Source organism: Pseudomonas sp. TMW22090 (genome assembly GCF_022496665.1).
Taxonomy (GTDB): domain Bacteria; phylum Pseudomonadota; class Gammaproteobacteria; order Pseudomonadales; family Pseudomonadaceae; genus Aquipseudomonas; species Aquipseudomonas gregormendelii.
Window position 1 is genome coordinate 211,609 of the sequence record NZ_SCFH01000006.1, and the last position, 18,147, is coordinate 229,755.

Here is an 18,147-nt window from a genome sequence, read left to right on the forward strand (position 1 = left end):
CCCGCATACGCGAGGCCTTTTATTTTGGCTTCAATCCAGTCAACTTTGCGGCCTCATTCCCTGTGATAGTCCGAACATGAACAGCAACAAGTCATGGTCAGGCTGGGAGGCCACGCTTGCCTTGGCAACCCGTGGCATTGGACAGTGAGCGTCGCCGCCCACTGAACTGAGGACCTGCGAGCGGGGCTGCTCCCAAGCCGCCACCGCGATTGAAGCAACTGCCAAGGCTCCTATGAGAAACAAACCTCGTGCAATTTCGAGTTTCATCGCTATAAACCCTTGATAGCGCTGCCAAACGCCGTCTCATAAAAATAGACGAGTTTCTGCCAGTCCGCCGAGCTGAACGACGAATGGCGACGCAGTTGCTTCATGTCATGGGCGCCAGCCTGACGAGCGGTCAGGCGCTGCCGGCATTTCTCCAGATCGATCAATGCAATCTCGACCGTAGCCGCCTCGCCTTCTCCGCTGACACGCACGAAAACATGCTTGATGTAGATGCAGCTGTGCTGCCAGCGTCCTTTGTGCATGCGCGCCAGGTTGTCCGCCAGATCCTTCAGAACCCGGTCGTGAACGGCCTCGCCATGGCGCTCACGGCCACCGCCGGCATACCAGTGTTCGATTTCCTCAAAGCCATCCAGGGATTTGGTGACCAGCAATGCACGCCACTTGTGAACGGGGTCGCGTTGAGCGCCGCAGAACACCACCTGCGGTACCCGCACGCCGATCTTGTGCAGACCGGTCAGCGCATCCAGCTCGCGCAATACAGTCGGCCGACCGAAGGGGTGCAGCCAGCTGCGGTAGATGTGCCCGGTCTGCCGCTTGGCATACAACAGTTGCCCGTCGCTGCCCCTGACCCGCTGCACGCCGCTTTCACCACCGCGCCGCACATTGGGTTCTTCTACCCATTCACCGCGCTGATTCCAGAAATAGTCGAACCGCTCATCGGCATCGACATCCGCTTCTGGTGCACATTGCACTGCCATCCTGTTACCTCTTGCGTAATACGTAAACTCGCCACATGGCATAGAGCGGTAAAAAATCCAGCCGTTCCTGAATGCGGAAACCGGCTTGCTCAAATTCTTTTTCGACCGTAACAACCGGTAACACAAAACGGTTCTGGTAACCTTCCTGTCCGCGAGTGCTCTCCGAGCGCTTGCGTTTCCAGGCTTTGAAATTGCCGTCCACCCACAGAGAAATGATCACGCTGTCACGGGTGACTCGCTCGAATTCACGCAAAATGGCCAATCGATGCTCGGCCTCACCGATGTGGTGCAGCAGACGCATGCAAAAAATACTGTCGACGGCGTTATCGGGTAAGGCAATGTCGAAAGCAGACGTCTGCAAGGGTTGTACCCTTTTCACCACGTCGGCAGGTTGCGCCTGCATAGCGACGTTGAGCATCGATTCGGAGTTGTCGGCTCCGATAATGGCTCGATTGCTCTTCTCAGCCAGCAAGGGCCAGAAACGTCCGGCACCACAGGGTAAATCAAGGACCAGTCCGGGCTCGCCCGCCAGCGTCAGCGCTTTACGCGCCAGCTGAATATCCCGCCAATGAGACAGGCGGCGGCCCAAACCGTTCTTATGTTTCTGAAGGTATCTTAAAGCATGTTGATCGTCATACTTTTTGGAAAAATCGAGTTTGATCGGATTGTCCATAGCCAAGTTTCCTAATTGCTGATGAAGACCACCATAGGTAGGGCCGTGTCAGCGTCAGGTCATGACTTTGTGAAAGATTTGTTATGTAAAACCCTGAAGTATTTCAGGGTTTTACATGGCGCGCATAATCTCTATGGGCCAGTGTTGCAGGAAGGGATCAGTCAGCTCACATCCACTGGACGCAGCTCTACCTTAAATCGGCAGCCGTTGGGCTCCATCGTGGTCAGGCTGACGCTCCAGCCCTGGTTCTCGCAGATCCTTTGCACCAGCGAAAGCCCCAGGCCCAGGCCTTCGCCGCGTTTCTCGGCACCCCGCACGAACGGCTCGAACATCGCCTCGCGTTTTTCTTCGGGAATACCGACCCCACTGTCTTCTACGAGGAACCCCGTCGGCGTCAGGGTCAGGCGAATGAACCCCTGTTCGGTGTAATGCAGTGCATTGCGCAACAGGTTGCCCATCACCGCATGCAGGAGGGTGGCGTTGTAGCGGGTGCCGGCCGGATCGCCCGGCACAAACTGCAACTCCAGCCCTTTGTTCTCGATCGGCTCGCGCCAGAGGTTGAGCAAACCGTCGGCCACTTCGCTGAGATTTTGTTGAGGTGCCATGCTGACATCCTCGCGTTGCGCGCGGGCCAATACGAGGAAAGTTTGCACCAGCTCGCGCATTTCTGCGCAGGCGCGGGCGATGCGCTCGACCTGCGCGCGCCCACGCTGGTCGATAGCTGGATTCTCCAGCAACAGTTCGCAGGAACTGGCCAGCACCATCAATGGCGTGCGCAGCTCGTGACTGACGTCACTGGTGAACAACCGCTCCCGAGTCAACGCCTGGCGCAGGCGCCCGAGCGTGGCGTCGAAGGCCACGGCCAGTTCGCCCACTTCATCAGCGGCGTAGTCCGGTGCAAGCGGTGGCGCCATACCCAGCAGCTGGTCGCGATGACGCACTTGCCGGGCCAGGCGCACTACCGGCGCCATGACCTTGCGCGCCAGCACCCAGCCGAGAAATACCGCCAGCGCCAGGCTCAGGACAAAGCCCACCAGCACCACGGCAAACAGCACCCGCTCGCGTTCTTCGAAATCGCTCTGGTCCTGCAGCAACACGTAGCGCCGGCCGTCGACGACCTCGACCATCGCGTGATACGACAGCTGCTCACGAAACACTTCGTGGAATCCCGGGTCCAGGTGGCGCAGGTCCTTGGGTACATCGAAATCACCCGGGCCGCCGCTGAAATAGAACAGCTGGTCCGGCTCCGGTCGATGACTCCAGTCCGACACACTGTCCATCAACAGCAGACGCTGCAGGTCACCACCCAGTCCCGCGGAAATCAGTTTTTCCTCGACCAGGTGCACAGTCGCGACGATGCCCATGGCAAAGGCGCCCGCCACCAGCGCGCTCATCAACGCAAAGGCGATGATGATCCGTTGAGCGAGGCTCTGTCTAAACTCCATCTCGACCCTCGGCCAGGCGATAACCGACACCGTGCACTGTTTGCAACAAGGGTTTGGCGAACGGTTTGTCGATCACCTGGCGCAACTGGTGGACATGACTGCGCAGGCTGTCGCTGTCCGGGCAATCATCACCCCACAGCGCTTCTTCGAGAATTTCGCGGCGCAGCACGTGCGGACTTTTTTGCATCAGCACCGCGAGCAATTTCAGGCCCACCGGGTTGAGTTTGAGCAGGCGTCCTTCACGAGTGACCTCCAGGGTATCGAGGTCATACTGCAAGTCACCGACCTGCAGGGTTCGGCGGCCGCCACCCTGGGCACGGCGCATGACGGCTTCGATGCGTGCTGCCAGCTCGGACAGCGCAAAGGGTTTGACCAGGTAGTCATCAGCGCCGGACTTGAACCCCTGCAGTCGGTCGTCCAGCTGATCGCGCGCGGTCAGCATGATCACCGGGGTGTCGCGGCGCGCGTCTTCGCGTAGCCGTTTACACAATGTGTAGCCATCGATGCCGGGCAGCATGATGTCGAGCACGATCAAGTCGTAATGCTCGGTGGCGGCCAGGTGCAGACCCGACAAGCCGTCCTGCGCGCAATCCACGGTGTAACCCTTGAGCCCCAGGTAATCGGCCAGATTGGCGAGGATATCGCGGTTGTCTTCAACCAATAGAATTCGCATGGGCACTGCTCCGTACACAGCCGTGTTGGCCCGCGCAGCTTACGGCCAAGCGCGGCCCACGGCTAGGGTTGCTTGCATGGGGTTGGCGTTGACGAGTTTTTCACTGGCGATTCACACCCGTATCACGTCAACGGGCTCAAGCTCTGCGCGCCAGCGCTTTCCAGCACATCTATCGACCAAGGAAACACCATGGTGACCACCTCTGTTCGCCCCGCCTCACGCCCGCTCAACTTCTGGGCGTGCCTGGGGATACCCGCCGTTGCGGCAATCATCCTGGTGTTGCTCGAACTGACTTCACTGGATATGGATTTGGCCAGGCTGTTTTATGATCCGGTGGCCGGGCAGTTTATCGGGCGCCACAGCTACTTGCTGGAGGACATCCTGCATGACCGCGCCAAGCAAGTGGTCATAGGCTTTTCGGTGTTCGCCATACTGGGCTTCACCGGGGCGTTTTTCATCGACAGGCTCAAACCATTCAAGCGCGAGCTGGGTTGCCTGGTCCTGTCACTGGCGCTGGCCACTTCCTTTGTCACGCCCATGAAAGCGGTCACGGCCGTGCAGTGCCCCTGGAGCCTCGAACAATTCGGCGGGCATGAGACCTACAGTGAATTGCTCAGCCCGCGGCCCGCCACCGACAAACCTGGCCGGTGCTGGCCGGGAGGGCATGCGGCCACCGGCTTTACCTTGTTCGCCTTGTTCTTCGCCCTGCGTGATCGTCGCCCGCGCCTGGCGCGGCAGGCGTTCGTATTCGCCTTTGCCCTGGGCACGGTGTTTTCGGTGAGCCGGATGATGCAAGGCGCACACTTCTTTTCCCATAACGTGTGGACCGCAATTTTCTGCTGGATGATATGTCTTGGGGCTTATTACTACATTCTGTATCGGCCGGGTTCAGAGGTTGAAGCTGCTGGCAAAGCCGAAGCGGTCGGCGCCTGACGGAAGATCAAAAGATCGCAGCCTTCAGCAGCTCCTACAGGGTGATCGCGTATTCTGTAGGAATTGCCGAAGGCTCGGGCCGCGATCGGACGATCTTTTGACTCTGATGTTTGTAACAGCCAAAAAAACCCCGCCTGCTTCACGCAGGCGGGGTTTTTATGCAAGGGGTAAGGCTGGCTTACATCATGCCGCCCATACCGCCCATGCCGCCCATGTCTGGCATACCGCCGCCAGCTGGAGCGTCGTCCTTGATCTCGGCGATCATGGCTTCGGTGGTGATCATCAGGCTGGCGATGGAAGCCGCTGCCTGAAGAGCCGAACGAGTCACTTTAGCCGGGTCAAGGATACCCATTTCGATCATGTCGCCGTATTCGCCGGTAGCAGCGTTGTAACCGTAGTTACCCGAACCCTGCTTGACCTTGTCGACTACTACGCTTGGCTCGTCGCCGGAGTTGGCAACGATCTGGCGCAGTGGCGCTTCAACAGCGCGACGCAGCAACTGGATACCAACGTCTTGATCGGCGTTGTCGCCTTTCAATTCGGAGATAGCCTGCAGAGCGCGAACCAGTGCCACGCCGCCGCCAGGTACCACGCCTTCTTCAACGGCTGCACGGGTAGCGTGCAGGGCGTCTTCAACGCGGGCTTTCTTCTCTTTCATTTCAACTTCGGAACCAGCGCCAACCTTGATCACTGCAACGCCGCCGGACAGCTTGGCCAGACGCTCTTGCAGTTTTTCACGGTCGTAGTCGGACGAAGTGTCAGCCACTTGCTGACGGATCTGCAGGACGCGAGCCTGGATATCAGCCTCAACGCCGGCACCGTCGATCACGGTGGTGTTTTCTTTCGACAGGATCACGCGCTTGGCATTACCCAGGTGTTCCAGGGTAGTGCTTTCCAGGCTCAGACCGATCTCTTCGGAGATTACCGTACCGCCAGTCAGAACAGCGATGTCCTGCAGCATGGCCTTGCGACGGTCGCCGAAGCCTGGAGCCTTGACGGCTGCGACTTTAACGATGCCACGCATGTTGTTCACAACCAGAGTCGCCAGGGCTTCGCCTTCAACGTCTTCAGCAACGATCAGCAGTGGACGGCCGGCTTTTGCAACGGCTTCCAGTACTGGCAACATTTCGCGGATGTTGGAGATTTTTTTGTCGACCAGCAGGATCAGCGGACCGTCGAGCTCGGCAGTCATGGTTTCTGGCTTGTTGACGAAGTACGGGGACAGGTAACCACGGTCGAACTGCATGCCTTCAACAACCGACAGTTCGTTTTCCAGGCCCGAGCCTTCTTCAACGGTGATCACGCCTTCTTTACCGACTTTTTCCATGGCTTCGGCAATGATGTCGCCGATGGAGCTGTCGGAGTTGGCCGAGATGGTGCCGACCTGAGCGATGGCCTTGGTGTCAGCGCAAGGCTTGGACAGGGCTTTGAGCTCTTTGACGATAGCGATGGTCGCTTTGTCGATGCCGCGCTTGAGGTCCATCGGGTTCATGCCGGCAGCGACGGCTTTCAGGCCTTCGTTGACGATCGATTGAGCCAGAACGGTAGCGGTGGTGGTGCCGTCGCCTGCGTCATCGTTGGCACGGGAGGCAACGTCTTTGACCAGCTGCGCGCCCATGTTTTCGAAGCGATCTTTCAGCTCGATTTCTTTGGCTACGGAAACGCCGTCCTTGGTGATGGTCGGAGCGCCGAAGCTCTTCTCGATGATCACGTTACGGCCTTTAGGGCCCAGGGTCGCTTTTACTGCGTCAGCCAGGACGTTGACACCGGCGAGCATTTTCTTGCGGGCGGAATCGCCGAATTTAACTTCTTTAGCAGCCATGATCGATATTCCTTAAATACTTTGTAGTAGCGGGAAAATGAGCGGGGTATCAGCCTTCGATAACAGCGAGAATCTCGTTCTCAGCCATTACCAGCAGGTCTTCGCCGTCAACTTTCACAGTGTTGCTGCCGGAGTAAGGGCCGAACACAACCTTGTCACCCACTTTCACGGCCAGCGCACGCACTTCACCGTTGTCCAGCACGCGGCCGGTACCGACAGCGAGGATCTCGCCGCTGTTGGCTTTTTCAGCAGCCGAACCTGGCAGGACGATACCGCCAGCGGTTTTCTTTTCTTCTTCGCTGCGACGGATGACGACGCGGTCATGCAGAGGACGAAGCTTCATTGTCGATCTCTCCTAATTGTGGTTTTCATCGGCCGGTGTAGTCCCGGCGGGTTTAACAAATCCGGCGGTGCCGGGTGCGTCTCGACGAGCGTGACGCGGAAGTCTGTCTGGCGTGATCGCCAGAAACCTTGCGGTGACCGTTACATAAGGGCGCATCAGCTTATTACAAGGGCGGGCATTGAAAATTTTTTAGCTGGAGCCTGCAAATGCACACGGCACCCGAGGGTGCCGTGTCGATGGAAGGTGTTACTTGGAATCGCGGTGTTCGAACTCGCCTTCGATCACATCGGGCTCACGACCCAGCGGTTGTCGTGGAGCGGGGCCGCCCCGGGGCTGCAGGTCGTCGGCAAATGCGCGCTGACGGATCGCCGCTTCTTCGGCGCGCTGGCGCATCTTGTTGGCCAGCAGTCGACGGGAGATCGGCAGCAGCATGATCAGGCCCAGGACGTCGGTGACGAAACCCGGCAGGATCAACAGACCACCGGCCAGAGCCAACATCAGGCCCTCAAGCATGGTCTGGGCAGGCAGTTCGCCGCGGTTCAGACTCTCACGAGCACGCAACGCAGTGGCCAGCCCGGCGATACGCAGCACGAACACGCCGAGCATCGAGCCGAGAATCACCAGGAGCAGGGCAGGGAAAAACCCGATCGCCCCACTCACCTTGACGAATACGAACAGCTCCAACACCGGAAACAGTACAAAGAGCAATAAAAAAGGGCGCATCAAATGGTTCCTCAACGCAAGAATGCCTTGCCAGTAATCCCTAGATGACGTCGCCATTTCGTGAATTCAAGCGCCGGCCACCGGATTTTTTGGCCAATGCTCGGCGTGAGCCAGGAAAACCAAGGCTTCGCGTACTTGTGTCGGCGTATTACACGGCGTTTGGAAAGGTAGCCAGTACAGGCTCTGACCGATCCGCAGGTGCATGCCTTCGGTGTCGATACCCGCCAGCAGGGCCGGCTCGGTTTTCGGCAGGCCGGCCAGTTCGACATAGTGCGCGATGGCTTTGCCGTGATCGGCGTTCATGTGCTCGACCATGCTCGCTTCCGCCTTACCGGCGAAGGGGTTGGCCAGGGTCAGTTGGTCCACCCAGTGGATCGCGCCGAAACCGCCGATGTAGCGATGGCGCACGGGCTTGAGCATCCAGAAGTCGAAATCATGGGCCTGGTGATAATTTTGCGAATCGGGGAAATAGCGGTAATAACGCTCGGCAGCAGCCTCGATGGCTGCAGGGTCCTCGATTTTATCGGCTTCGGCGAGGTAGGTCAGGCGGCCGACGGCCTGCACGTCTTCAGCGCCACGCTCGCCCACGAACAACGAACATTTTGGATCTTTGTGCAAGTTATGGGTGTGCTGGGCGATGCGGCTGATCAGGATCAGCGGCCGCCCCTGCTCGTCCAGGCAATACGGGACGACAGAACCGAACGGAAAACCAGGCATGGCCTTGGAATGGGTCGACAGCACTCCACGGTATTCCTTGAGAAGCAATTCTCGGGCATTCTTGGCCGCTTCAACGCTCAATTTATGACTCCTTATATAGAATCCGTCGAAAAAACGGACGGGCGACTGGGGAAAGGTTTCCAGTCGCCATCGGGCAATTCTCATGTGCAACCCGTCCACGACCGGTGCAGATAAGGGCGGCTCTCTAGAAGGAAGACCTCTCAAACTGCGACCAGGGCATGCGAATGCAACTCACTGACAAAGTAATCATTATCACTGGCGGTTGCCAGGGTTTAGGCCGTTCGATGGCCGAGTATTTCGCAACAAAAGGCGCCAGATTGGCGCTGGTGGACTTGAATCAGGAAAAACTCGACGCTGCGGTTGCCGCGTGCAAGACCCAAGGGGTCGAGGCCCGTGCCTATCTGTGCAACGTCGCCAATGAAGAACAGGTGACGCACATGGTCGCCCAGGTAGCCGAGGATTTCGGCGCAATCCATGGCCTGATCAACAACGCCGGCATCCTGCGTGATGGCTTGCTGCTAAAGGTCAAGGACGGCGAAATGAGCAAGATGAGCCTGGCCCAGTGGCAGGCGGTTATCGACGTGAACCTGACCGGCGTGTTCCTGTGTACCCGTGAGGTCGCGGCGAAAATGGTCGAGCTGAACAACAGCGGCGCGATCATTAACATCTCGTCGATTTCCCGCGCCGGCAACGTCGGCCAGACCAACTATTCTGCAGCCAAGGCCGGTGTCGCCGCAGCCACCGTGACCTGGGCCAAGGAACTGGCTCGCTACAGCATCCGCGTGGCGGGCATTGCGCCAGGCTTTATCGAAACCGAGATGACCCTGGGCATGAAGCCTGAAGCGCTGGAGAAAATGACTGCCGGTATTCCGCTCAAGCGCATGGGCAAACCGGACGAGATCGCGCATTCGGCAGCTTATATCTTCGAGAACGACTACTACACCGGGCGGATTCTGGAGATGGATGGCGGGTTGCGCATCTAAAGCAAGATCAAGAGATCGCAGCCTCGCTTCGCTCGACAGCTCCTACAGGGAATGCCCCCTCTCCCGTAGGAGCTATGTAGGAGCTATGTAGGAGCTGTGTAGGAGCTGTGTAGGAGCTGTCGAGTGAAACGAGGCTGCGATCTTTTAACATGCGACGCCGATCAGCCGATCAGCCGATCAGCAGATCAATCGTCGCTGATGGTAATGTTCGGCATCGCCGGCGAAGCCGCTTCCTGCAGCACAATGCGCGCGCCTACATGGCGAGCCAGTTCCTGATACACCAGCGCAATCGGGCTGTCCGGCTCGGCGATTACCGTCGGCTTGCCACCATCGGCCTGCTCACGGATGGCCATCGCCAGCGGCAACGAGGCCAGCAGTTCAACGCCGTACTGGTTGGCCAGCTTCACCCCCCCGCCTTCACCGAACAGATGCTCTGCATGCCCGCAATTGGAGCAGATGTGCACGGCCATGTTTTCCACTACACCCAGTACCGGAATGTTGACCTTGCGGAACATTTCGACGCCTTTGCGGGCGTCCAGCAGGGCCAGGTCCTGCGGGGTGGTGACGATCACGGCACCCGCCACCGGGACTTTCTGCGCCAGGGTCAACTGGATGTCGCCGGTGCCTGGCGGCATGTCGATGACCAGGTAATCCAGGTCGCCCCAAGCGGTTTGTGTCACCAGCTGCAACAACGCACCGGACACCATCGGGCCGCGCCACACCATGGGTGTGTTGTCGTCGGTGAGGAACGCCATCGACATCACTTCAACGCCATGGGACTCGATCGGCACAAACCATTTCTGATCCTTGACCTTGGGCCGCGTGCCCTCGGCAATACCGAACATGATGCCTTGGCTCGGGCCGTAGATGTCCGCGTCGAGAATACCGACCTTGGCGCCTTCGCGCGCCAGCGCCAGCGCCAGGTTGGCAGCGGTGGTGGACTTGCCGACGCCGCCTTTGCCAGAGGCTACGGCGACAACGTTCTTCACGTTGGCCAGGCCCGGAATCTGCGCCTGGGCCTTGTGGGCGGCGATGACGCTGGTGATATCAACACGGGCGCTGCTCACGCCGTCCAGGTTCTGGATAGCCATTTCCAGCATCTGCGCCCAGCCCGTCTTGAACAGACCGGCGGCGTAACCGAGCTCCAGCTGGACGCTGACCCGATCACCCTGGATGTCGATGTTGCGCACGCACCCGGCGCTGACCGGGTCCTGGTTCAGGTATGGGTCGGTGTATTGGCGAAGGACGGCTTCCACCGCTGCGCGATTGACGGCGCTCATGGGCAACTCCGATAGCAAGACTGGAAAAACAGGCGGGTATCGTACCTGTTCTGATCGTTGCGCGGGATGCCGAGAAAAGATCGTCCGAACGCGCCCGAGCCTTCGGCAGCACCTGCGCGCCTGTGGGCGCCGCCGAGGGCGGCGATCTTTTGGCCGCACCACCGATTCAATCATCGGAGGAAACGACCTCACGGGGTGAAAAATCTGCGCCAGCGCTTTATAGTGGCCGACCTCCGTTTCATCAAGTAGCCGAGCCCCATGTCCGAGCCACGCAAGATCCTCGTCACCAGCGCCCTGCCCTATGCCAATGGTTCGATCCATCTTGGCCACATGCTGGAATACATCCAGACTGATATGTGGGTGCGCTTCCAGAAGCACCGCGGCAACCAATGCATCTATGTCTGCGCCGACGACGCCCACGGTTCGGCCATCATGCTGCGCGCGGAAAAGGAAGGCATCACCCCGGAGCAACTGATCGCCAACGTCCAGGCTGAACACAGCGCCGACTTTGCCGAATTCCTGGTGGACTTCGACAACTTCCACTCCACTCACGCCGAAGAAAACCGTGAGCTGTCGAGCCAGATCTACCTGAAGCTGCGCGATGCCGGGCACATTGCCCAGCGCTCGATCACCCAGTATTTCGACCCGGAAAAGAAAATGTTCCTGGCCGATCGCTTCATCAAGGGCACCTGCCCTAAATGCGGCACTGAAGACCAGTACGGCGACAACTGTGAAAAATGCGGCGCGACGTACGCACCGACCGACCTGAAGGATCCGAAGTCGGCGATCTCTGGCGCCACCCCGGTGCTCAAGGATTCCCAGCACTTCTTCTTCAAGCTGCCGGACTTCCAGGACATGCTCCAGGCATGGACCCGCAGCGGTACGCTGCAGGACGCTGTGGCGAACAAGATCGCCGAATGGCTGGATGCAGGCCTGCAACAGTGGGACATTTCACGCGACGCGCCGTACTTCGGGTTCGAAATCCCGGGTGAGCCAGGCAAGTATTTCTACGTCTGGCTGGACGCGCCAATCGGCTATATGGCCAGCTTCAAGAACCTCTGCGCCCGTCGTCCAGACCTGGACTTCGACGCGTTCTGGGCCAAGGACTCCACCGCCGAGCTGTACCACTTCATCGGCAAGGACATCGTCAACTTCCACGCCCTGTTCTGGCCAGCGATGCTTGAAGGCGCCGGTTTCCGTAAACCGACCGGCATCAACGTGCACGGCTACCTGACCGTCAACGGCCAGAAAATGTCCAAGTCCCGCGGGACCTTCGTCAAGGCCCGGACCTACCTGGACCACTTGTCACCGGAATACCTGCGGTACTACTACGCGGCCAAGCTGGGCCGTGGCGTCGATGACCTGGACCTGAACCTTGAAGACTTCGTGCAGAAGGTCAACTCCGACCTGGTGGGCAAGGTCGTCAACATCGCCAGTCGCTGTGCCGGCTTCATCCATAAAGGCAACGCCGGCGTGCTGGTGGCCGGCAACGCCGCGCCGGAACTGACCGACGCTTTCCTGGCTGCCGCACCGAGCATCGCCGAGGCCTACGAGGCTCGCGACTTTGCCCGCGCCATGCGCGAGATCATGGGCCTGGCGGACCGCGCCAACGCGTGGATCGCCGACAAGGCACCCTGGTCGCTGAACAAACAGGAAGGCAAGCAGGACGAAGTCCAGGCCATCTGCGCCCTGGGCATCAACCTGTTCCGCCAGCTGGTGATCTTCCTCAAGCCGGTACTGCCGTTGCTGGCCGCCGACGCCGAGGCGTTCCTGAACGTCGCGCCGCTGACCTGGAATGACCACACTACCCTGCTCAGCAACCACCCGTTGAACGAGTTCAAGCCGTTGATGACTCGTATCGACCCGGTAAAAGTGCAAGCCATGACCGACGCCTCGAAAGAAGACCTGACCGCCAGCGCCACCGACACCGGCGAAGTTGCCCAGGTCGGTAACGGCGAGCTGACCAAGGATCCGTTGTCGCCGGAAATCGAGTTCGACGCCTTTGCCGCCGTCGACCTGCGCGTTGCGCTGATTCTCAAGGCCGAAGCCGTGGAAGGTGCCGACAAACTGCTGCGCCTGACCCTGGACATCGGCGATGAGCAGCGCAATGTGTTCTCCGGGATCAAGAGCGCTTATCCTGATCCGTCCAGGCTCAATGGTCGCCTGACCATGATGATCGCCAACCTCAAGCCACGAAAAATGAAGTTCGGTATCTCCGAAGGCATGGTGATGGCAGCGGGCCCAGGCGGTGAAGAGATTTACCTGCTCAGCCCGGACAGCGGCGCCAAGCCAGGTCAGCGCATCAAGTAAGGTTCGATCTGCTCGACCGATCCCACAGTCGTGCCCGGCATGACTGTGGGATTTTCATGTCTGGCCCATAATTACCCCATAGGAGCCTGCAACCCCGGACGATCATGAGCGAAATTATTCTTACGCTTGTCAGCGCAGCCCTGATCAACAATTTCGTGTTGCACTGGCCGCTGGGCGTCGATCCGCTGCTGGGGGCCGAGCGCCGCCAGGTGCATGCACTGGGCATCGCCACGACGAGCCTGATGCTGATCGCCGGCCTGCTCGCTCATGCGCTCCATCGGTGGCTGCTGGTGCCCCTGCAACTGACATCGCTGCAATTGCTGGTCTTCCTCCCGCTGAGCGTGCTGCTGATCAGTCCGGTGTTGAAGTTACTGTCTGCTGCATTGCCCCAGCTCTGCTTTGAACGACTATGGCCGCTGGTACTGGGCAACGCCTCCGTCCTGGGCCTGATGCTGCTCAACGCGCGGGACGACCTGGGTATGCTGCGCGCCATGGCCCTCAGCCTCGGCGCGGGCCTGGGCTTCTGGCTGGTGCTGAGCCTGTTCAGCGACTTGCGCCAACGTACACGTGATAATGATGTCCCGCTGCCCTGGCGCGGCCTGCCTATCGATCTGATAGGCGCCGGGCTGATCGCAGTGGCTTTTCTCGGATTCAGCGGACTGATCAAAACATGAGTCTGATTCAACGCATCGACGCCCTTCTGCCGCAGACCCAATGCGGCAAGTGCGGCCATCCAGGATGCAAACCCTACGCCGAAGGCATCGCCGCCGGCGAGCCGATCAACAAATGCCCGCCCGGGGGCGACGAGACCATCAGTGCGCTCGCCGAGCTGTTGAGGGTTCCGGTGCTGGAGCTGGATATCAGCCGTGGCTCGGCGCCGGCGCAAATCGCCTACATACGCGAAGCCGAGTGCATCGGTTGCACCAAGTGCATCCAGGCCTGCCCTGTCGATGCGATTGTCGGCGCGGCAAAATTGATGCACACCGTGATCATCGATGAGTGCACAGGGTGTGATCTGTGCGTCGCGCCCTGCCCGGTGGATTGCATCGAGATGCGGCCGCTGCCACTGAAAACGGTGGTGCCGGTCGTCGGTGGGCTGGCCGTAAGCCTTGAGGAACACCGCGCACGAGCCGTCAAACGCAACCACGCCCGCGGCCGCTTCGAACAGCGCAATGCGCGTTTGCAGCGCGAAGAACAACAGAGAGTCGCCGAGCGCCTGGCCCGGGCGCAGCAGGCCGTACCCAAGGCTGAGGAGATTGCGCAGGATCCAGTCCGGGCCGCCCTCGAACGGGTTCGCGCGCAGAAGGCCGCAGGCGCTGACGCGGCGTTGAAAAAGGCCAAGATTGAAGTGGCCATGAGCCGCGCCCAACTGAACAAATCACTTAAGGCGTTCGGGCATCCCCCAACCTTCGACCAGCAATCGCAGTTGATCGTACTGCAACAGCAATTCGAAGCCGCCGAGCAGGCCTTGGCGAAACTGGTGCACGCCCATGCCTCCCCTTGAGCCGGTCGATGAGCGCTTGCAGCAGGCGATGAAGCTGGTGCTGTTGGCGCTGCTGCCCGGTATGGCAGTGATGTTCTGGCTGAACGGCTGGGGCATGCTGATCAATCTGCTTCTGGCGGGTATTACCGCCCTGGCCACCGAAGCGCTGGTGCTGCAATTGCGCAAGCGCCCGTTGTGGCCAACCTTGCAAGACGGCAGCGCGCTCGTCACGGCGACACTCCTCGCGCTGGCCCTGCCTGCGTATTGCCCTTGGTGGGTGACTGTCAGCGCCGCCCTCTGCGCGATGGCATTCGGCAAGCACCTGTACGGCGGCGTCGGCAGTAATCCCTTCAACCCGGCGATGCTCGGTTTCGCCTTGGTGATGGTGAGTTTCCCGCAACAGTTGACGCATTGGCCGGTGTCCCATGGCATGGACCTGTTGAAGGGCCTGCAGCACGTCTTCGGTTTTGGCGTGGATCAGGCGCCGGACGCCTGGGCCCAAGCCACTGCGCTGGACAGCCTGCGCATCAATAAAAGCCTGACCATGGACGAGCTGTTCACGGCCAATCCGGCGTTCGGCCGCTATGGTGGCCACGGCGTGGAATGGGTCAACCTGGCGTTTCTCGCCGGGGGCGTTTTTTTGCTGCAGCGCCGGGTGTTCACCTGGCATGCGCCGGCCGGGATGCTGTCCAGCCTGTTCGTCATCAGCCTGCTGTGCTGGAACGGCTCGGGCTCCGATTCCAATGGCTCGCCGCTGTTTCACCTGTTGACCGGCGCGAGCATGCTGGGCGCGTTTTTCATCGCCACCGAACCGGTGTCCGGGCCCAGGACCCCGGGTGCGCGCCTGCTGTTCGGCGCGGGCGTGGGGCTGCTGACCTACGTGATTCGCACCTGGGGTGGCTATCCTGATGGGGTGGCGTTTGCCGTGCTGCTGATGAATCTGGGCGTACCCGCGCTGGACCGACTGGTGGCGTCGCGGCAGGAAAGGCTTGCGCCATGAATCGAACCACGAGCATTGCGACCCTGGCGTTACTGGCGGTGCTGGGCACCGGCGTGACCTGGTTCGTCCAGCATACGGCCGCACCGCGTATTGCCGAGCAACAACGCCTGCTCGACAGTCGTCACTTGCTCGACATGCTCGCGCCTGACAGCTATGACAATCAGCCACTGGAGCAACCGCTTAGCCTCGCCGACGTCAAGCTGGCCCATAGCACCCTGCTCGGCGGCTACCGCGCGACGCGATCCGGAAAGGTCATTGCCTTGTTACTGCGCAGCCAGACCCTGGGTTATGCGGGCAGCATTGACTTGATGATCGCCATCGGTCCCGACGGCAGGCTGCTGGCAGTCAAGACCCTCAAGCACTCGGAAACTCAGGGGCTCGGCGCTCATATCGCCGACTCGCCGCAGGGCTGGCTCCAGGTGTTTGCCGGCCGGTCACGCGCCGATCCGGTCGACGCGGGATGGGCGCTGAAAAAGGATCAGGGGCAGTTCGACCAGATTGCCGGCGCAACCATCACCTCACGGGCGGCGATCAATGCCATCCATGACGCGTTACGCTATTTCGACGAACATCGGCAGGCCTTGATTGGAGGTAGTGACAAATGACCAGGTCATCCTTGCCAGGCGCTCTGGTGCTGACACCGTTGATCGGTGCCACGTATTCGTGGATGCCCGCGCTTGGCGTATGGCTGATGTTCGTTGTCGTCATCAGCGCGTTCGGCTTGGCCATGGCGGGGCTGCGCCTGCGGCTGACGCCCGCAAGCCGCCTGGTTGCCGCAGTGATCCTCGCGGCAACGTTCACCAGTTGCCTGCAACTGGCCCTGCAAGCTATGGCCTTGCAGTGGCACCAGCAACTGGGACTTTACTCAGGACTGATTGCCTTGCAATGCGTGGTGCTCGAATACAGTGGATTTCATCAGCGCCCAGTGATTGATCGCCTGCGCCTGGCCGCAATATTTGGCGTACTGATGGTAGGCCTGGGCCTGTTGCGCCAGCTGCTTGGCGACAGCGGGCTGCGCCTGGCCACGCTGGCCCCGGGAGGGTTCATTGTGCTCGGACTGCTGATCGCTGCACGGCAAGCCTGGGCGCGCCCCATCTCATCGAATTGACTCCTGCGAGGAAACGCACTTCACATGAATGCCGCAAAACGTCTGGAAATTTTCCGCAGGCTGCATGAAGACAACCCGGAACCGAAAACCGAGCTTGCCTACTCTTCTGCGTTCGAACTGCTGATCGCGGTAATCCTCTCGGCGCAGTCAACCGACGTAGGCGTCAACAAAGCCACGGCCAGGCTTTACCCGGTCGCCAATACGCCGGCAGCTATTCATGCGCTGGGGATCGAGGGTCTGTCGGAGTACATCAAGACCATCGGCCTGTTCAACAGCAAGGCGAAGAATGTCATCGAGACCTGTCGCCTGTTGGTGGAACGCCACGGCGGTGAAGTGCCGCAAACCCGCGAAGAACTGGAAGCGCTGCCGGGCGTGGGTCGCAAAACAGCCAATGTGGTCCTCAACACCGCATTTCGGCAATTGACCATGGCCGTGGACACTCACATTTTCCGGGTGAGCAACCGAACGGGTATTGCGCCAGGCAAGAACGTGGTGGAGGTCGAGACCAAGTTGATGAAGTTTGTGCCCAAGCAATTCTTGCTAGATTCCCACCACTGGCTGATCCTCCACGGGCGCTATGTGTGCCTGGCCCGCAAGCCGCGGTGTGGCAGTTGCCGCATCGAAGACCTGTGCGAATACAAGCACAAGACTTCGGACGATTGAGTGACTATTAGGTTTCTTTATCAACCGATTGAAAAAATCTTTTTTACCCGCTGGGAGATTATCGATATAAGAGGCGCCAAAGGCATCTTTAGCCTGGAGTTAACCTATGAGCACTGGCAAAGAGCAATTGGACGTCGAAGACGATTTTACTCCCGTGGAGGCTGATGACGCCGAACCGGTGGTGGAAGTGGCAAAGACCAACCTGAGCAAGCGCCGCACCATCGATAATATGTTGGAGGAGCGCCGACTGCAAAAGCAGTTGGCCGATTACGATTTTGACTTGTGAAACCTGAAAGCCTCCCGAAACGGAGGCTTTTTACTGTGTATGAAGCATGATCAGCGCCTGCGCCTTCACACCAGGCCATTGCGTTGAGCCAACTCGATCAGGTCGACGAGGGAGCGTGCATTGAGTTTAAGCAGCAAGCGGGTTTTGTAAGTGCTGACGGTCTTGTTGCTAAGGAACATGCCGTCGGCAATTTCCTTGTTGGTTTTTCCTCTTGCCAATTGTTGCAAGACCATCATCTCGCGCCCCGACAGCCGATCCACCATATCGGCTTCACTGGCATTGCCCAGACTGGAGCGTACTGTATGCAGCGCCTGATTGGGAAAGTAACTGTAGCCCGACAGCACCGCTTTGATCGCACTTAACAACTCTGTGAGATCCTGTTGTTTGCAGACATACCCGGCAGCGCCCAACTGCATGCAACGCATGGAAAAACGCCCCGGTGCCTGTGATGTCAATATCAGTACTTTCATCGGCATCGCAGAAGATACCAGACGCGCAATGACTTCCAACCCGTCCAACTTCGGTATCCCAATATCCAGAATGACAATGTCCGGCGTATAGACGCGGGCATGTTGCAATGCGTCTACACCATTATCGGTCTCTGCAACGACTTCGTAGCCATGACGTTCCATCAGCAAACGCACCGCAAGACGAATGACGGGGTGATCATCCACGATCAGCACTTTATTCATGGGCAAGTC

Annotated in this window: 20 protein-coding genes and 1 pseudogene; 10 read left to right on the top strand and 11 right to left on the bottom strand. The window is 59.5% G+C overall.

The features are described 5' to 3' along the window. Window positions 1–39: 39 nt before the first annotated feature. The 5 genes from EQV97_RS18310 to colR form a co-directional block, all read right to left on the bottom strand. Window positions 40–267: a hypothetical protein gene (locus EQV97_RS18310; RefSeq protein WP_122840088.1), complete on the bottom strand. Its 228-nt coding sequence runs from the start codon at window positions 265–267 to the stop codon at window positions 40–42. Window positions 268–269: 2 nt separating this feature from the next. Further along, complete coding sequence (locus tag EQV97_RS18315; protein ID WP_122840087.1) at window positions 270–983, bottom strand: lipopolysaccharide kinase InaA family protein; 714 nt, start codon at window positions 981–983, stop codon at window positions 270–272. Between the two features lie 4 nt (window positions 984–987). Further along, window positions 988–1,656, bottom strand: a complete 669-nt coding sequence (locus EQV97_RS18320) for a class I SAM-dependent methyltransferase (protein ID WP_122840086.1) — start codon at window positions 1,654–1,656, stop codon at window positions 988–990. A 161-nt stretch (window positions 1,657–1,817) separates the two neighbouring features. After that, entirely contained in the window at window positions 1,818–3,101 is a 1,284-nt protein-coding gene (locus EQV97_RS18325) for a HAMP domain-containing sensor histidine kinase (protein ID WP_122840085.1), read from the bottom strand. Continuing rightward, the gene (gene colR / locus EQV97_RS18330; protein WP_122840084.1) at window positions 3,091–3,774 is read right to left on the bottom strand and encodes a two-component system response regulator ColR; all 684 of its coding nucleotides are present in this window, start codon (window positions 3,772–3,774) and stop codon (window positions 3,091–3,093) included. Before colR ends, EQV97_RS18325 begins: the two co-directional genes overlap by 11 nt. A 189-nt stretch (window positions 3,775–3,963) precedes the next feature. On the opposite strand from colR, the gene EQV97_RS18335 reads away from it, so the two are divergent. After that, entirely contained in the window at window positions 3,964–4,707 is a 744-nt protein-coding gene (locus EQV97_RS18335) for a phosphatase PAP2 family protein (RefSeq protein WP_240889432.1), read from the top strand. A 178-nt stretch (window positions 4,708–4,885) separates the two neighbouring features. On the opposite strand, the gene groL is transcribed toward EQV97_RS18335, so the two are convergent. The 4 genes from groL to EQV97_RS18355 form a co-directional block, all read right to left on the bottom strand. Next, a complete protein-coding gene (gene groL / locus EQV97_RS18340; protein WP_045057988.1) occupies window positions 4,886–6,529 on the bottom strand; it encodes a chaperonin GroEL in 1,644 nt (547 codons plus the stop codon). A 49-nt stretch (window positions 6,530–6,578) separates the two neighbouring features. Continuing rightward, entirely contained in the window at window positions 6,579–6,872 is a 294-nt protein-coding gene (locus EQV97_RS18345) for a co-chaperone GroES (protein WP_019827816.1), read from the bottom strand. Between the two features lie 246 nt (window positions 6,873–7,118). After that, window positions 7,119–7,595, bottom strand: coding sequence for an FxsA family protein (locus EQV97_RS18350; protein WP_045057989.1), 477 nt, complete (start codon window positions 7,593–7,595; stop codon window positions 7,119–7,121). A gap of 66 nt (window positions 7,596–7,661) precedes the next feature. Continuing rightward, window positions 7,662–8,393, bottom strand: coding sequence for a HugZ family protein (locus tag EQV97_RS18355; RefSeq protein WP_122840082.1), 732 nt, complete (start codon window positions 8,391–8,393; stop codon window positions 7,662–7,664). Between the two features lie 164 nt (window positions 8,394–8,557). On the opposite strand from EQV97_RS18355, the gene EQV97_RS18360 reads away from it, so the two are divergent. Next, window positions 8,558–9,316: an SDR family oxidoreductase gene (locus EQV97_RS18360; RefSeq protein ID WP_122840081.1), complete on the top strand. Its 759-nt coding sequence runs from the start codon at window positions 8,558–8,560 to the stop codon at window positions 9,314–9,316. A 185-nt stretch (window positions 9,317–9,501) separates the two neighbouring features. Here EQV97_RS18360 and apbC read toward each other — a convergent pair whose 3' ends face one another. After that, the gene (apbC, locus tag EQV97_RS18365; RefSeq protein ID WP_122840080.1) at window positions 9,502–10,596 is read right to left on the bottom strand and encodes an iron-sulfur cluster carrier protein ApbC; all 1,095 of its coding nucleotides are present in this window, start codon (window positions 10,594–10,596) and stop codon (window positions 9,502–9,504) included. A 258-nt stretch (window positions 10,597–10,854) separates the two neighbouring features. Between apbC and metG the strand changes: the two genes are divergently transcribed. The 8 genes and pseudogenes from metG (at window position 10,855) to EQV97_RS18405 (ending at window position 17,446) form a co-directional block, all read left to right on the top strand. After that, window positions 10,855–12,906 carry a methionine--tRNA ligase gene (gene metG / locus EQV97_RS18370; protein WP_122840078.1) on the top strand — a complete coding sequence of 684 codons (2,052 nt, stop codon included), beginning with the start codon at window positions 10,855–10,857 and terminating at the stop codon, window positions 12,904–12,906. A 104-nt stretch (window positions 12,907–13,010) separates the two neighbouring features. Further along, a complete protein-coding gene (locus EQV97_RS18375; protein ID WP_122840077.1) occupies window positions 13,011–13,580 on the top strand; it encodes an Rnf-Nqr domain containing protein in 570 nt (189 codons plus the stop codon). Then, window positions 13,577–14,386, top strand: a pseudogene (gene rsxB / locus EQV97_RS18380) (electron transport complex subunit RsxB); the annotation flags it as partial. The gene EQV97_RS18375 and the pseudogene rsxB, both read left to right, overlap by 4 nt. A gap of 10 nt (window positions 14,387–14,396) precedes the next feature. Continuing rightward, entirely contained in the window at window positions 14,397–15,389 is a 993-nt protein-coding gene (locus EQV97_RS18385) for an RnfABCDGE type electron transport complex subunit D (protein WP_122840075.1), read from the top strand. Further along, entirely contained in the window at window positions 15,386–15,994 is a 609-nt protein-coding gene (locus EQV97_RS18390; protein ID WP_240889434.1) for an RnfABCDGE type electron transport complex subunit G, read from the top strand. The genes EQV97_RS18385 and EQV97_RS18390 overlap by 4 nt, the downstream gene beginning before the upstream one ends. After that, complete coding sequence (locus tag EQV97_RS18395) at window positions 15,991–16,497, top strand: Rnf-Nqr domain containing protein (RefSeq protein WP_240889436.1); 507 nt, start codon at window positions 15,991–15,993, stop codon at window positions 16,495–16,497. The genes EQV97_RS18390 and EQV97_RS18395 overlap by 4 nt, the downstream gene beginning before the upstream one ends. Before the next feature lie 24 nt (window positions 16,498–16,521). After that, window positions 16,522–17,160 carry an endonuclease III gene (nth, locus tag EQV97_RS18400; RefSeq protein ID WP_045057998.1) on the top strand — a complete coding sequence of 213 codons (639 nt, stop codon included), beginning with the start codon at window positions 16,522–16,524 and terminating at the stop codon, window positions 17,158–17,160. Between the two features lie 106 nt (window positions 17,161–17,266). Further along, window positions 17,267–17,446, top strand: coding sequence for a hypothetical protein (locus EQV97_RS18405; protein ID WP_030128194.1), 180 nt, complete (start codon window positions 17,267–17,269; stop codon window positions 17,444–17,446). 65 nt (window positions 17,447–17,511) lie between these two features. Here the strand turns inward: EQV97_RS18405 and EQV97_RS18410 are convergent, their stop codons facing one another. Further along, window positions 17,512–18,138 (bottom strand): response regulator transcription factor, encoded by a 627-nt coding sequence (locus EQV97_RS18410; protein ID WP_240889438.1) that lies wholly within the window; start codon window positions 18,136–18,138, stop codon window positions 17,512–17,514. Between the last annotated feature and the right edge of the window lie 9 nt (window positions 18,139–18,147).